The organism is Microcoleus sp. FACHB-672, assembly GCF_014695725.1.
In the GTDB taxonomy this organism is placed as follows: Bacteria; Cyanobacteriota; Cyanobacteriia; order Cyanobacteriales; family Oscillatoriaceae; genus FACHB-68.
Genome location: NZ_JACJOU010000007.1, coordinates 151,262 through 164,119, shown reverse-complemented (window position 1 = coordinate 164,119; position 12,858 = coordinate 151,262). Strand labels below are relative to the sequence as shown.

At 47.3% G+C, this 12,858-nt stretch carries 9 protein-coding genes; 6 read left to right on the top strand and 3 right to left on the bottom strand.

The features are described from left to right. Window positions 1–52 precede the first annotated feature (52 nt). On the top strand, window positions 53–826 hold the full coding sequence (locus H6F56_RS04360; RefSeq protein ID WP_190665624.1) for an ABC transporter ATP-binding protein: 774 nt from the start codon (window positions 53–55) through the stop codon (window positions 824–826). A gap of 120 nt (window positions 827–946) precedes the next feature. On the opposite strand, the gene H6F56_RS04355 is transcribed toward H6F56_RS04360, so the two are convergent. After that, window positions 947–2,248, bottom strand: coding sequence for a hypothetical protein (locus H6F56_RS04355; protein WP_190665623.1), 1,302 nt, complete (start codon window positions 2,246–2,248; stop codon window positions 947–949). A gap of 263 nt (window positions 2,249–2,511) precedes the next feature. Between H6F56_RS04355 and H6F56_RS04350 the strand changes: the two genes are divergently transcribed. The 4 genes from H6F56_RS04350 to H6F56_RS04335 all read left to right on the top strand — a co-directional run bounded on the left by H6F56_RS04350 (window position 2,512) and on the right by H6F56_RS04335 (window position 6,714). Continuing rightward, window positions 2,512–3,471 carry a putative 2-dehydropantoate 2-reductase gene (locus tag H6F56_RS04350; RefSeq protein WP_190665622.1) on the top strand — a complete coding sequence of 320 codons (960 nt, stop codon included), beginning with the start codon at window positions 2,512–2,514 and terminating at the stop codon, window positions 3,469–3,471. A 28-nt stretch (window positions 3,472–3,499) separates the two neighbouring features. After that, window positions 3,500–3,826, top strand: coding sequence for a nucleoside triphosphate pyrophosphohydrolase (locus H6F56_RS04345; protein WP_190665621.1), 327 nt, complete (start codon window positions 3,500–3,502; stop codon window positions 3,824–3,826). Window positions 3,827–3,913: 87 nt separating this feature from the next. Then, window positions 3,914–4,981: an acyl-CoA dehydrogenase family protein gene (locus H6F56_RS04340; protein ID WP_190665620.1), complete on the top strand. Its 1,068-nt coding sequence runs from the start codon at window positions 3,914–3,916 to the stop codon at window positions 4,979–4,981. A 449-nt stretch (window positions 4,982–5,430) separates the two neighbouring features. Further along, window positions 5,431–6,714 carry a valine--pyruvate transaminase gene (locus H6F56_RS04335; RefSeq protein ID WP_190665619.1) on the top strand — a complete coding sequence of 428 codons (1,284 nt, stop codon included), beginning with the start codon at window positions 5,431–5,433 and terminating at the stop codon, window positions 6,712–6,714. A gap of 46 nt (window positions 6,715–6,760) precedes the next feature. Here H6F56_RS04335 and H6F56_RS04330 read toward each other — a convergent pair whose 3' ends face one another. Next, window positions 6,761–7,030: a hypothetical protein gene (locus H6F56_RS04330; RefSeq protein ID WP_190665618.1), complete on the bottom strand. Its 270-nt coding sequence runs from the start codon at window positions 7,028–7,030 to the stop codon at window positions 6,761–6,763. 169 nt (window positions 7,031–7,199) lie between these two features. Here H6F56_RS04330 and H6F56_RS04325 point away from each other — a divergent pair, with 169 nt between their 5' ends. Further along, window positions 7,200–11,360, top strand: a complete 4,161-nt coding sequence (locus tag H6F56_RS04325; protein WP_190665617.1) for a HEAT repeat domain-containing protein — start codon at window positions 7,200–7,202, stop codon at window positions 11,358–11,360. A 165-nt stretch (window positions 11,361–11,525) separates the two neighbouring features. Here the strand turns inward: H6F56_RS04325 and rfbB are convergent, their stop codons facing one another. Next, on the bottom strand, window positions 11,526–12,620 hold the full coding sequence (gene rfbB / locus H6F56_RS04320) for a dTDP-glucose 4,6-dehydratase (RefSeq protein WP_190665616.1): 1,095 nt from the start codon (window positions 12,618–12,620) through the stop codon (window positions 11,526–11,528). Between the last annotated feature and the right edge of the window lie 238 nt (window positions 12,621–12,858).

Sequence of the window (12,858 nt, the reverse complement as noted above, 5' to 3'; positions counted from 1 at the left end):
CTGCTCAAGTTTATCAATTGCAAAGTTTGTTCTAATTAAGGAGATTTCACTCATGTATTTGCAAGTTAAAAATCTGCACAAGCACTTTGATACCAAAAATGGCTCGTTAGTTGTCCTGAAGGACATTAATATGACGATTAAGCGGGGTGAATTTATCTGTGCGGTGGGCGCGTCGGGATCGGGTAAGTCTACTCTGCTGCGACAAATTGCCGGCCTTGATATGCCCACATCTGGAGAAGTTACAATTGATGGAGAAGCAGTTACTGGGCCTGGGCCTGATCGGGGTATGATATTTCAGCATTACACACTTTATCCGTGGATGACTGTGCAGGAAAATGCTGAGTTTGGACTCAAGCTGCAAGGTGTGCCGAAAAAGATGCGGCGTGAGCAGGCAAGCTATTACTTAAATGTCGTAGGATTGACTAATTTTGCGAAGACATTACCGAAAGAATTATCAGGTGGGATGAAGCAACGCGTGGCAATTGCGCGGGCGTTGGTTGCGGAACCCAAAGTGCTGTTAATGGATGAACCTTTTGGCGCGCTGGATATCCATACTAAGGAGTCGATGCACGAATTTATGTTAGACCTTTGGCAGCGCACAAATATCACAATCTTTATGATTACCCACGATGTGGAAGAAGCGGTTTTCCTTGCGAATCGCATCTATGCTTTGGGGACGCGTCCTGGGACAGTCAGAAAAGAAATGACGATCAAACTACCTGAACGCAGCTATAACGTTAAACGCCATTCTATATTCCACGACTACCGGGATGAACTCATGGATGTGTTACGCCGGCATGGACAAGAAGCTTTAGTTGCAGCTTAAGATTGCTATAATTGCATTTTTAACAAGGCTGTACCTCTTGATATGAATTCAGCAAGGTGTGAGGCACAGCCTAATCGATTGCATTGCAAATTTATAGCCTAATTGCAAGAAGTTTAAGCTTCAACCGGCTTTAGAGTTATTAGATTTAACAGTCGCTTCAACTGCTTTTAAATCAATCTCAAACTTGGAAGCAATGGTTTCCAGTAACTGCGCTTCTTCGGGGTTTATTGTGCCATCGTGTTGCGAAAGCGTGTAACATTTCACCAGCAAAGGCAAGGCAAAGTCTCGGTTGAGCTTTTCAACCAGCCGGTCTAACGGTTGGGGCGATTTCAGTTCAGCCGTCATCACTTCTAACGAAGTTGGGCTTACATTTAATGCCTTTAACTCAGGCAACATATTTTCCCAAGATTTGTTTGGGTTACTTGCCAAAATTGTCTGTGCCAAAATTTGATCCATAATGCTTTGCTGCGCCAGCGCCACGGTTAGATATTCTTCGCTTTGTTTCTGGATAGCTTGCGCGACTGCCGGCGAACTCATGGGATCGACTTTAGCTTCATAGAACCGGCACGCTGCAAACCCCAAGGTGTAAAGCATCACCGTATTGGTGCCGGCACCAATCGCCATACCGGCTAGGGGCACATTTCTCAGCACACCCAAGCCAAGTTTAATCGCTTGACTGCCACCGAGGGACAGCCCAAAAATCGCCATCACTTCGCCGCGACGCGCCGGTGCTTGTAGATCCATGCCATAGGCGGCGGCGATCTGATAAATCATTTCCGCTTGTAGTTGGGTTGTCGCTGCCAAATCGATTGCCAACAGCGCCAGTGCGACTCCAGGGACAAGACTGCTGACTAACCCAACACCGCCGGCTTGAATCGCTTTCTCTGACATAATCCGATGAGCGATTTCATTAGGAGTTTCGTTGGGATGCTCTTGTTGTAGCTTTCTGACTGCTTCCTGAGCTTTCACTGTATCAACTTGACCCACCATTCCCAGCAGCCATTCTGCCCGAAACACTTTCAAAACTTGTCGCAACACCGGGTTATCCCCAATGAAGCTAGCAGCGCGACCGGCTTCATGTGTCGCTTTCTCAAATATCTCTTGGCTTTGTTTCGCTGCGGTTTGTGCCGTCTCTGCCGCTGTTGTCAAAGCAGCTTGACCGGCTTGAGTTGCAACTGTGCCAATCGCCCCACCCACACCGGCTGCTGTCTGCATCACCGTTTGGCCGGTTTGCGCTGCGGCGTTAATTGCCTCCCCTACGCCGGCGGTTACTTGAGCGATTGAATCAAAAAGCGAGTGATTCTCAGAGTGACTGGTTGGGTTGTGGCTGCCGGTGTCGGGTGCGTGTGCCTTCTCAGATGCCGGTGCCGATGAATTTACAGGTTCGTTTTGCTCAAAGTTTTTATCTTGTTCGTTTGCCATAATTTTATTCCTCCTACCTGCCGGTATTTATCCTCAGCATAGCGCTCACAGTTGGGGGAGTGTTGAGTGCTGACTGCTGAGTGCTGAGGGCGAGAGTGGGAGAGAAATTAGAGTTTTAAGTTTTGAGTCCCCCATGCCCAATCCCCCATGCCCAATCCCCATGCCCAATACTAGGTAGCTTGAAGGCACAAAACTTCAGCAGTATTGTTAGGGTTGGAACACAGAAAGATGGAGAATTTGATGACGGGAGGTGTAGCCCTGACATGACCAATCGAAGTTATGCAATCCTCGGCACCGGCGCAGTAGGAGGGTTCTATGGTGCTCGCCTGCAAAAGGCCGGTTTAGATGTTCACTTCTTGCTGCACAGTGATTATGAACACGTTCGACAGCATGGGTTAGTGGTGGAGTCCCCAGAAGGCGATTTTACTCTTCCCCAAGTGAAGGCTTATTGCAATGCCGATGAAATGCCCCAATGTGATGTAGTCGTGATTGCATTAAAAAGCACTTACAATCACCTGCTGCCGAAACTGTTGCCGGCAGCACTCAAGGACAGCAGCGTAGTTCTGCTACTGCAAAATGGTTGGGGGATTGAAACAGAAGTTGCCAAAATTGTTGGCGCTGAACGTGTGATGGGAGGGTTATGTTTTGTTTGTTCTAATAAAGTCGGGCCTGGTTTGATCCGCCATTTAGATTACAGTGCGGTGGCCCTGGGAGAATATACTCCAGACTATCAACCGGCAGGCATTACAGAACGAATGCGTTTAATTGCCAGTGATTTTGAACGCGCCGGCATCCCCATCGAACAGGCAGAAGATTTAATGCTTGCTCGATGGAAAAAACTCGTTTGGAATATTCCTTACAACGGGCTTTCTGTAATTTTGAATGCCAGGACAGATGAGCTAATGGCAGATGCTCATATTCGCATTTTAGTCGAGCAATTGATGCAGGAAGTGGTTGCTGGCGCGGCAGCATACAATCGCGCAATTCCCGATAGTTTTATTCAAAAAATGGTGGATCACACTGCAAAGATGAAGCCTTATCGAACCAGCATGAAGATTGACTATGACGAAAAGCGTCCCTTAGAACTGGAGGCAATTGTAGGCAATCCTTGGCGTGCGGCGCAGAGTGCCGGTGTAGAATTGCCTCAAATTGCCATGCTTTACCGGCAGTTAAAGTTTCTCGATGCTCAGAATCGAGAGCAACGGGAAGACTCAGAAAATTAATGTGAGAAATGATAAGTGAGAATTTGAGATGTTTCAGGAATATAACAAACTTGTGCGAGATCGGATTCCAGAAATTATTCACAAAGCCGGCAATCAATGTGAAGTAGTAACGATGTCGCAGGATGAGTATCAACAAGCTTTGCGAGACAAACTGATAGAAGAAGCCAAAGAAGCTGCGGGTGCAAATTCTCAAGACTTGGTCAAAGAATTGGCTGATCTGTATGAAGTAATTGATGCCGTCATGTTAACCTGTGGAATTGAACGCGAAGCCGTCTTAGCAGAGCAAAGCCGCAGGCGGGAAGAAAGAGGCGGATTTGAGCAGCGAATTAAGTTGCTGTGGACGAAATCTCAATAAAATCGGCTATTTTGCATTGGTGTAAAATGAATCTTCTTGTTCTTACATTGCCTCTTTAACCGGCACAATTGCAGCGAATAAAATCACATGGATTGCCGGCACCCGTTATTAGATATCGCTCGATCTTATTTGCGTGAATTTGTCGCGCCGCAAGCTGCCCAAATTGACAGTGATGCGGCAGCATTACAAACCGCTTTAAAAGGACTTGGTGAACGTTCCTTACTAGCACTGCGAGTTCCCCAAAGCGAGAGTGCGCCAGAATTCAATGAAGAAAGTTTTCGCACCTTTCAAGAGATAGTAACTAGATACTCTGGTGCCTTGGCTTTCATGCAAACCCAGCACCAAAGCGCCGGCGGCTTTTTAGCCAAAAGTGAGAATGAAGCGCTTAAGGAAGAATATCTCCCCCATTTAGCCACCGGCAAGCGGTTAGTAGGCGTTGGCTTTTCGCAATTGCGGCGTCAGGGAGAACCGGCACTCGTCGCGCAGCCGGTTGCAGCCGGCTTCCTGCTCAATGGATACGTGCCTTGGATCACCGGCTTTGGCTGCTTTCAAGAATTTATTGCCGGCGCGACATTGCCGGATGGTGGCGCTGTCTTTGGCGTGGTGCCGTTTGTGGAAAGCTATCAAGATGCCGGTGGCAAAATTATATTTAGTGAGCCGATGGAGTTGGCAGCAATGGCATCGACTAACACCGTTACCGCCCAGTTAAATCAGTGGTTTTTACCAAAAGAGCGGGTGCTGTTTATCCAGCCGGCTGGTTGGATTCATGAAAATGATCGCAAGAATGTATTACAGCATAGTTTTTTTGCCTTGGGTTGCGCGCGTGCCGGCCTTGATATTGTAGAAGAGGTAGCAAAAACCAAGCAGTTACCTTTTATTAACGCGACTTTTGACGCCCTAGATCGGGAATTGCTCAACTGTCGTGCCGGCATACTTGAGGCTTACCGGCAACCTGACGCAGATCGGTTGAAATTGCGTGCGTGGGCGATAGAATTAGCGTGCCGGTGTGCGACGGCTGCGGTAACGGTTTCTAGTGGTGCTGCGAATTATAAACATCATGCCGCACAGCGAGTCTATCGGGAAGCCTTAGTTTTTACCGTTGCCGGTCAAACAACCGCAGTCATGGAAGCAACCTTGAGCCGGCTGATTCGCTGAAAGTCAGGGCAAGTACAAACAATCTTCAATCTACCAAAATATACCCCACTGCCTAGGGGCATAGCATCAGCGTAGAAAATATTCGCTCAGACTAATTTATACAATATACACCAAACTCAATATAAGATTCTCACAGATAACCCCTTGTGGAGGGGGTTTGGGGGACGCACCCGTCACCCAATGGGGGGTTTGGGGGGAACCCCCCAATGCCTTTCAGACTTTATCCAATACCCCTGTGCTGCTGTACTACGTCAAATTTTGCGTAAGTGTACCATTGGCGCAGGTAGCAGATAATTTTAAAGTGGATTAAGTCAAAGATCCGGCGAGAAAACTTGCAATTGCAGCAAAACAACCATCAAACTTCAGCACATAGCGGTTAAAACTGCTAGCAAATTCGCTACGATCTTCTACATCTGTTAACTATCAGCGTTGTTTCATCTCAAAGTCTTATGAATCCTGCCCTGACTCAATTCGGCGATCAAATGTCCCACCTGACAGGGGTGCGGGCGATTATGAAAGATATTATTGAAACCTTGCAAGCTGGAGAAGGGCAGGAGTTTATCAATTTAAGCGCCGGCAATCCAGTCATTCTGCCAGAGGTAGAGCAGTTATGGCGCGATTGCACAGCCGAACTTCTGGCAAGTTCAGATTATGGTGAAGTCGTTTGCCGGTATGGATCTTCTCAAGGATATCAGCCGCTGATTGATGCCGTGGTGACTGATTTCAACCGGCGCTATGGGTTGAATTTAACTGAGCGTAACATCTTGATTACCCCCGGCAGTCAGGCGCTTTATTTTTATGCTGCCAATGCCTTTGGCGGTTACACCACCGGCAAACAACTGAAGCAAATTGTCCTGCCCCTGAGTCCCGATTATACCGGCTATGGCGGTGTCAGCTTGATGCCAGAGGCGCTGTTTGCCTATAAGCCTTCACTGGATATTAATGCTGCCGGTCATAGTTTCAAATACCGGCCTGATTTTAGTCAATTGGAGATTAACGAAAACACCGGCTGCGTGCTGTTCTCGCGTCCCTGTAACCCCACCGGCAACGTTTTGACGGATGAAGAGGTGCGGAAAATTGCGGCGCTGGCTGCCCCCTACGACGTGCCGGTGATGGTAGACTCGGCTTATGGCCCTCCGTTCCCCGCCTTGAATTTTACAGAAATGACGCCGGTGTTTGGCGGCAATGTGATTCATGGCATGAGTTTATCAAAAGCCGGATTGCCGGGAGAACGGGTGGGCATTGCCGTTGGCGATGAGGGAGTGATTCAAATTCTGCAATCATTCCAGACAAATATGTGTATTCACTCCCCCCGTTACGGGCAAGCGATCGCAGCGCGGGCAATTGCCAGTGGTGCCCTTGCGGATGTGGCAGAAAACGTGATTCGCCCTTATTACCAAAGTAAGTTTACCGTTGTTGAAAGCACCTTAGATGCAGCGATGCCAAAGGATTTGCCGTGGTTCCTGCATCGCGGAGAAGGCGCAATTTTTGCATGGCTTTGGTTGGAGAATTTGCCGATGAGTGATTGGGATTTGTATCAAGAACTAAAGGAAGTGGGCGTGGTTGTCGTTCCCGGTAGTTCTTTCTTCCCTGGTTTACGCGAAGATTGGAGACACAAGAATGAGTGCATTCGCATTAGTTTGACGGCAACCGATGCAGAAATAGAAACCGGCATGAAGCGTTTAGCTCAAGTTGTGGAACGGATATATCAGCAGCAGCCGGTTAGTTGTTAATTGTTTGAGATAGAGAGGGGGGCGATTGCAGAGATCGTCCCTTTTTTTATGGGCGAGAATTGCGCCGGTGTAAATGGCAGATGTGAATGAATCCACACCAAAAAAATAGGACTAACATTAACAAACATAGGCTGGGATATCCTTGGAGAGGTGCGGGAGTCGAATTCAGTCCCGGCTGTGGTTGCACCACCATTTTTTGCAGTGGTTCGACAAAGTTACCGTGAAAGTCTTCGACGGCAACGCGTTGCTGGTGCTTTTGTTTTTGGTTATCAGTTTTGTGTTGCTGGTGCTTTTGTTCTTGGTTATCAGTACACATTGAATTCACCCCGTTTTGGGTTAACGAGGTAAATTCTTTTTTTGGGTTTTTCCTCAATCAACTTCCCCAAGGGCAGCCTGAAAAGCTTGTATAATGAGGCTTACACGTTTGGGGAAGCTTGCAGGTTAGGGGAATTACAGCTTTTTAATCTTTTCTTTAGATTTGATTTATGGTGAGAAACGTTGCCTGGAAAGAACCAGCTAAAAGCAACACATTTAAGCTTTTAGAAGCCTTGCTGTCTTTGGCAAATGGGTGGGAGTTAGACGATGCGGAGTTACAGTTAGCGGTTAAAGCTGAGTGGTGTGAAAAAGATCCAACCAAGCTGAGGGTAACGGGGAAGGATACGCAAAAACAGGGTAAACGGGAAATAATTGTTGAAACCGGCACCACAAAAAAGAGGTTATGGCAATTAGCGGAGAAAGCCGGTAAATGCTTAGAACTTCCCAAACGCCAGCAGGGAGAAGGCAGCAGCAGGGAAAAGAGGGAAGCAGAAGCAATTCAGACAGTTATCGACTGCTTGAAAGAGTTGGGCGTTTTTAACGATGAACGCCCAGAAGGTACAGAAAGAACGCGCTATTGGAAATTCACGTTGGCGCTGAAGTGGCACACGGCATCACCAGAAGAGAATCTTGCTGAGATTAAGCGGAAGTGGCAAGAGAAAAATCTAGAGGAAACAACCCCGGAACCAGCACCCCATGACAGCATTGATTGGCATCAAGTTTGTCGCGCCATGCTGGCACAGCAACGGGAAAGGCAGCTATTTCGCAAGCAAATTACCGGCAGGGGTTTGGGGCATGAGGTAAATGTTTATGTGCCTCTGGGTTTGGTGAAACCGAAGGCAACGCCTCGGCGAGGTGAGGAATTTTCGCCTTTGCCAAGCGAGGGAATGCGGCAATATCAGCTATCGCAAACAGAAATTATTGAGAAGCCGTATCAAAAGAATGAATTTCTCGAAAAAGTTATCGCAAAACCGGGTAAAAATATCACCATTGCCGGTGAACCGGGGGCAGGGAAAAGCACTTGGTTAGATAAGATCGCCCAGCATCTTGAAGAAGGGAAAAATTCCCCCTATTTTCCCATTGCAATTTCTTTGGCAAGTGTCGGTGAGAAAACTCTGGAAGAATTTTTGTTGCAAAATTGGCTAAAAAATGCGCTACCAGTGATTAATTCCGATGCGATGAAAGTGACAGCCGTACTTGAGGAGAAATTTAAAAAACTGTTCAGTGGCGGTAAAGTGTGGTTGTTATTAGATGGGGCGGATGAAATGCGGGCGGTAGCGCCTCTACAAAAAATTGCTGAATCTCTCACGGCTTGGGTGGCGCAGGCGCGAGTTGTACTGACTTGCCGACTGAATGTGTGGGAAGCAAACCCGAATATTTTGCCTAATTTTGCAACCTATCGCACCCTCTGCTTTGAAGAAAATCAAGTAGCAGACTTTATTAGGCAGTGGTTTGCCAAAAGTGATCAGCCAGAATTGGGAAAACAGTTACAAGCTAAATTAGAAGAGTCGGGAAAAGAGCGCATTCGGGATACAGTGAAAAATCCCTTACGCGTGGCGATGCTCTGCAAAACTTGGTATTTAAAACAAGGAAATTTGCCAGAAACAAAGGCGGGACTTTACGAACGATTTGTTAGGGATTACTATCACTGGAAACCGCACCCACTCCTGACAGAAAATGAAGAGAAGCAGGAGGAACTGCACAGCGCTTTAGGAAAATTGGCTCAGCAAGCACTCGATCAGAAGTGTTTCCTGGGAAAGAGATTCGCGCAAAAAATTATGGGGCACGCTTTATTTAAATTAGCTGATGAGGCAGGTTGGTTGAATTATGTTTACAACGATGCCCAAACTGATGAGCCGGTTTATGCCTTTTTTCACTTGACGTTTCAGGAATATTTTGCAGCTTTAGCGGTGGAGGATTGGCATTATTTTCTCACTGATGAGCCAAATGATCCAAAGCAGGGAATTTACCGCATTTTTGAACCGCAGTGGAAAGAGGTAATTTTGCTGTGGTTGGGGCGTGTCGAAGTGCCAGGGGAACAGAAAGAGGTGCTGAAGAAACAGAAAGAGGACTTTATTACTTCTCTAGTTGAGTTTGCGGATGAGTGCGGTGATTTCTATGAGGATCAAGCTTATTTTCTAGCAGCAGCCGGCATTACCGAATTTCGCCAGTGTTCCAGAAGTGAGGAAATTGTCAGGACAATCGTTAAATGGGGTTTTGGTTACTTCAACATTGAAAAACAAGAGTGGCGAACATTTCTCGATCCAATAGCAGAGGCATCGAGGGAAGTGCTGCCCCAAACACAGCGATCCAAAGCCATCAGGGCTTTAGTCGAGTTAACCCGCAACTCTAGGGATGAAAAAACCCGCTATTTGGCGGCAGAAAGCTTGGGGAATATCGGCACCGGCAACGAAACTGCCATCACGGCTTTAGTCGAGCTAATCGGCAACGCTGAGGATGAAAAAACCCGCGCGTGCGCGGCATATAGCTTGGGGAAAATCGGCACCGGCAACAGAGATGTTATCAATGCTTTAGTCGAGTTAATTGGCAACAGTCAGTATGAATGGACCCGCTGGATGGCGGCATATAGCTTGGGGGAAATCGACACCGACAACGAAACTGCCATCGATGCTGCTTTAGAGGAGTTCATTGGCAACACTCAGTCTGAATTTACCCGCTGGACGGCAGCAGAAAGCTTGGGGAAAATCGGCACCGGCAACAGAGATGCCATCAATGCTGCTTTAGTCGAGTTAATTGGCAACACTGAGGATGAAGATACCCGCACGAGGGCGGCATATAGCTTGGGGAAAATCGGCACCGGCAACAGAGATGCCATCAATACTTTAGTCGAGTTAATTGGCAACACTGGGGATGAATTTACCTGCAGGAGGGCGGCAGAAAGCTTGGGGGAAATCGACCCCGGCAACGAAACGGCCATCAATGCTTTAGTCGAGTTAACCCGCAACAGTGAGTATGAAAAAACCCGCAGGGAAGCGGCAGATAGCTTAGGGAAAATTGACCCCGGCAACAGAGATGCCATCAATGCTTTAGTCGAGTTAATTGGCAACACTGAGGATGAATTTACCTGCAGGAGGGCGGCAGAAAGCTTGGGGAAAATCGGCACCGGCAACAGAGATGCCATCAATGCTTTAGTCGAGTTAATTGGCAACACTTGGAGGTTCAACTTTATTGGCAACCTGGCGTATGAATGGACCCGCTGGACGGCGGCAGAAAGCTTGGGGAAAATCGGCACCGGCAACAGAGATGCCATCAATGCTTTAGTCGAGTTAATTGGCAACACTGAGGATGAAGATACCACGAGGGCAGCATATAGCTTGGGGAAAATCGACCCCGGCAACGAAACGGCCATCAATGCTTTAGTCGAGTTAACCCGCAACAGTGAGTATGAAAAAACCCGCAGGGAAGCGGCAGATAGCTTAGGGAAAATCGACCCCGGCAACGAAACGGCCATCAGTGCTTTAGTCGAATTAATCGGCAACAGTGAGTATGAATGGATCAACAGGGAAGCAGCAGAAAGCTTGGGGAAAATCGGCACCGGCAACGAAACGGCTATCAGGGCTTTAGTCGAGTTAATTAGCAACACTGAGGATGAATCTATCGGCAGTCAGGCGGCAGATAGCTTGAAAAAGATTTTGGTGAAAGATAAGCAAATGGCGGGGGTTGTCTCTGCCTTAAAAGATTACCTATCTAATGAAACTTACGAAAATGAGTTTGATCGATTCAAGAACTGCTACGAAGTCATCTGGCACTGCGCCCAAACTCTGCCCTATCCCACCTTCTATGAGGCATGGCATCATCCACCTCACACACCCCATCCCGAAGTCCCGGAAACAACAGGAGTAGGCTTCTCCGCCGGCACCCAACAGCGCAACTTAGCAGAATTACCACAACGACTGAAGGCTGCACTTGACATAGAATTAATCAATTCAGTCCAGCTTATTTGCATTGACGGCAGCAATTTTTTTGATAAGGATAACCCGATTCTGGAAATTTACGATGCCATGCTTGATAGTGGTTGTCCAGAGCGTTCTAATGGCGAGCCTACAAAAATAGCAGAGCTGAAGGTGTATTATAAATCTCTCTGTCGCAAAGGCAAAAAGCGACCGATTTTACTCTTTTATGAAAACCCTGCCGGCGCACCACCCCAAGGCTTTAGCGAAAGCTTCCTCAACGGTTTAAGCAAATTTGCTGGAGGCATTTGCGTCGTCAGTAATCAATCGAATATCCCCTTACAATCTTTCTCACCCAATCAGCCAAATTTAATAGAAGATATTGTTGGTTGGATTCGGCGAATTGTGATGGAAAGTTAAATACTTATGATTTTATCGCAATTCTTAATCATTGGTAAACTCGAATAAACTTAACATAAAGAAACCCGGCTTTTTAAAAAACCGAGTTTCTAAACATCGCAATTTTCTAAAGCAAATTCAGCGCAACCAAAGTAAACGCTCGCCTGAATTCTGGCAATTTTACTTTTAAACGTAAACTTGGTTGTAATAAGCTTGATACTCTTCAGAGAGTAGCGGTTTCCACCAATCTTCATGGGTTAAAAACCATTCAACCGTGCGCCGCAATCCCTCTTCAACCGTAACAGAAGGCGTCCAACCCAACTCAGTTTTAATCTTGGTTGCGTCTATCGCATACCGGCGATCATGTCCAGGCCGATCCTTTACAAACGTAATCAACTCCTCACAAGGACGCACCGGCAGCTCAGTTGCCATCTCATCCATTAACTTACACAACATCCGCACCAAGTCAATATTTTTCACTTCATTATTACCGCCAACATTGTAAGTTTCCCCCGGTTCACCGCGATGAATCACCACATCTAAGGCACTACAATGATCGCGAACATACAGCCAATCTCGCACATTTTGACCATCCCCATAAACCGGCAAAGGTTTGCCCAGCAGCATATTAATGCACATCAGGGGAATCAATTTTTCAGGGAAATGATAAGGGCCGTAATTGTTAGAACAATTGGTAATAATTGTCGGAACTTTGTAAGTGTGGAAATAAGCCCGCGCTAAATGATCGCTGCCGGCTTTCGAGGCAGAATAGGGACTATTCGGCGCATAAGGCGTTGTTTCGGTAAACGCTGGATCATCCGGGCCGAGACTGCCGTAAACTTCATCCGTAGAAACGTGGAGGAACCTGTAATCACTCGGTTGTCCCTTGCCATTCCAATGCTGCCGAAACGCTTCTAACAGCGTAAAAGTGCCCACCACATTCGTTTGCACAAAAGCACCGGGACCGAGAATTGAGCGATCAACGTGAGACTCTGCGGCAAAGTGGGCAACCGTATCAATCGCTTCCTCTTGCAATAGACTATCGACAGCCGCGCGATCGCAGATATCCCCCTGCACAAAGCGAAAATTCTCCCTTCCCTCCAACTGTGCCAGAGTTTGCCGGTTGCCGGCATACGTCAAGGCATCGAGAACCACCACGCGATCGCCCCCGTAAGATTCGCACCAGTGATGCACAAAATTTGAGCCAATAAAGCCGGCACCCCCCGTGATCAATATCCGGCGGGGTTGTCTATTTTCACCGTTGTTCCAGCTGTGGGTCATATCAATTTTGGATTTTGGATTAACTTGATGCGAACTTTCACGCCTTTACAGAAGGCTGCAAGCTATGTTTAGCAAGTATTTCAGATTTTTGCAAGCCGATTAAGTTTGAATTTCAGTTTCAAGTGGTGCCGGTTGCTATAAACCCCCAAGTAGGTTGGGTTGAGCAAAGCGAACCCTCCGTTTCACTTCACCCAACAACATCAATCCAACACAGCCGTTAACCCATCTGCGTTTATCT

What these genes read in the sequence shown, in the direction of transcription:
- H6F56_RS04360 (WP_190665624.1), top strand. Translation starts at nt 53, where the DNA reads ATGTATTTGCAAGTTAAAAATCTGCACAAGCACTTTGATACCAAAAAT.
- rfbB (WP_190665616.1), bottom strand. Translation starts at nt 12,620, where the DNA reads ATGACCCACAGCTGGAACAACGGTGAAAATAGACAACCCCGCCGGATA.
- H6F56_RS04345 (WP_190665621.1), top strand. Translation starts at nt 3,500, where the DNA reads ATGTTTCAGGAATATAACAAACTTGTGCGAGATCGGATTCCAGAAATT.
- H6F56_RS04335 (WP_190665619.1), top strand. Translation starts at nt 5,431, where the DNA reads ATGAATCCTGCCCTGACTCAATTCGGCGATCAAATGTCCCACCTGACA.
- H6F56_RS04355 (WP_190665623.1), bottom strand. Translation starts at nt 2,248, where the DNA reads ATGGCAAACGAACAAGATAAAAACTTTGAGCAAAACGAACCTGTAAAT.
- H6F56_RS04325 (WP_190665617.1), top strand. Translation starts at nt 7,200, where the DNA reads ATGGTGAGAAACGTTGCCTGGAAAGAACCAGCTAAAAGCAACACATTT.
- H6F56_RS04330 (WP_190665618.1), bottom strand. Translation starts at nt 7,030, where the DNA reads ATGTGTACTGATAACCAAGAACAAAAGCACCAGCAACACAAAACTGAT.
- H6F56_RS04340 (WP_190665620.1), top strand. Translation starts at nt 3,914, where the DNA reads ATGGATTGCCGGCACCCGTTATTAGATATCGCTCGATCTTATTTGCGT.
- H6F56_RS04350 (WP_190665622.1), top strand. Translation starts at nt 2,512, where the DNA reads ATGACCAATCGAAGTTATGCAATCCTCGGCACCGGCGCAGTAGGAGGG.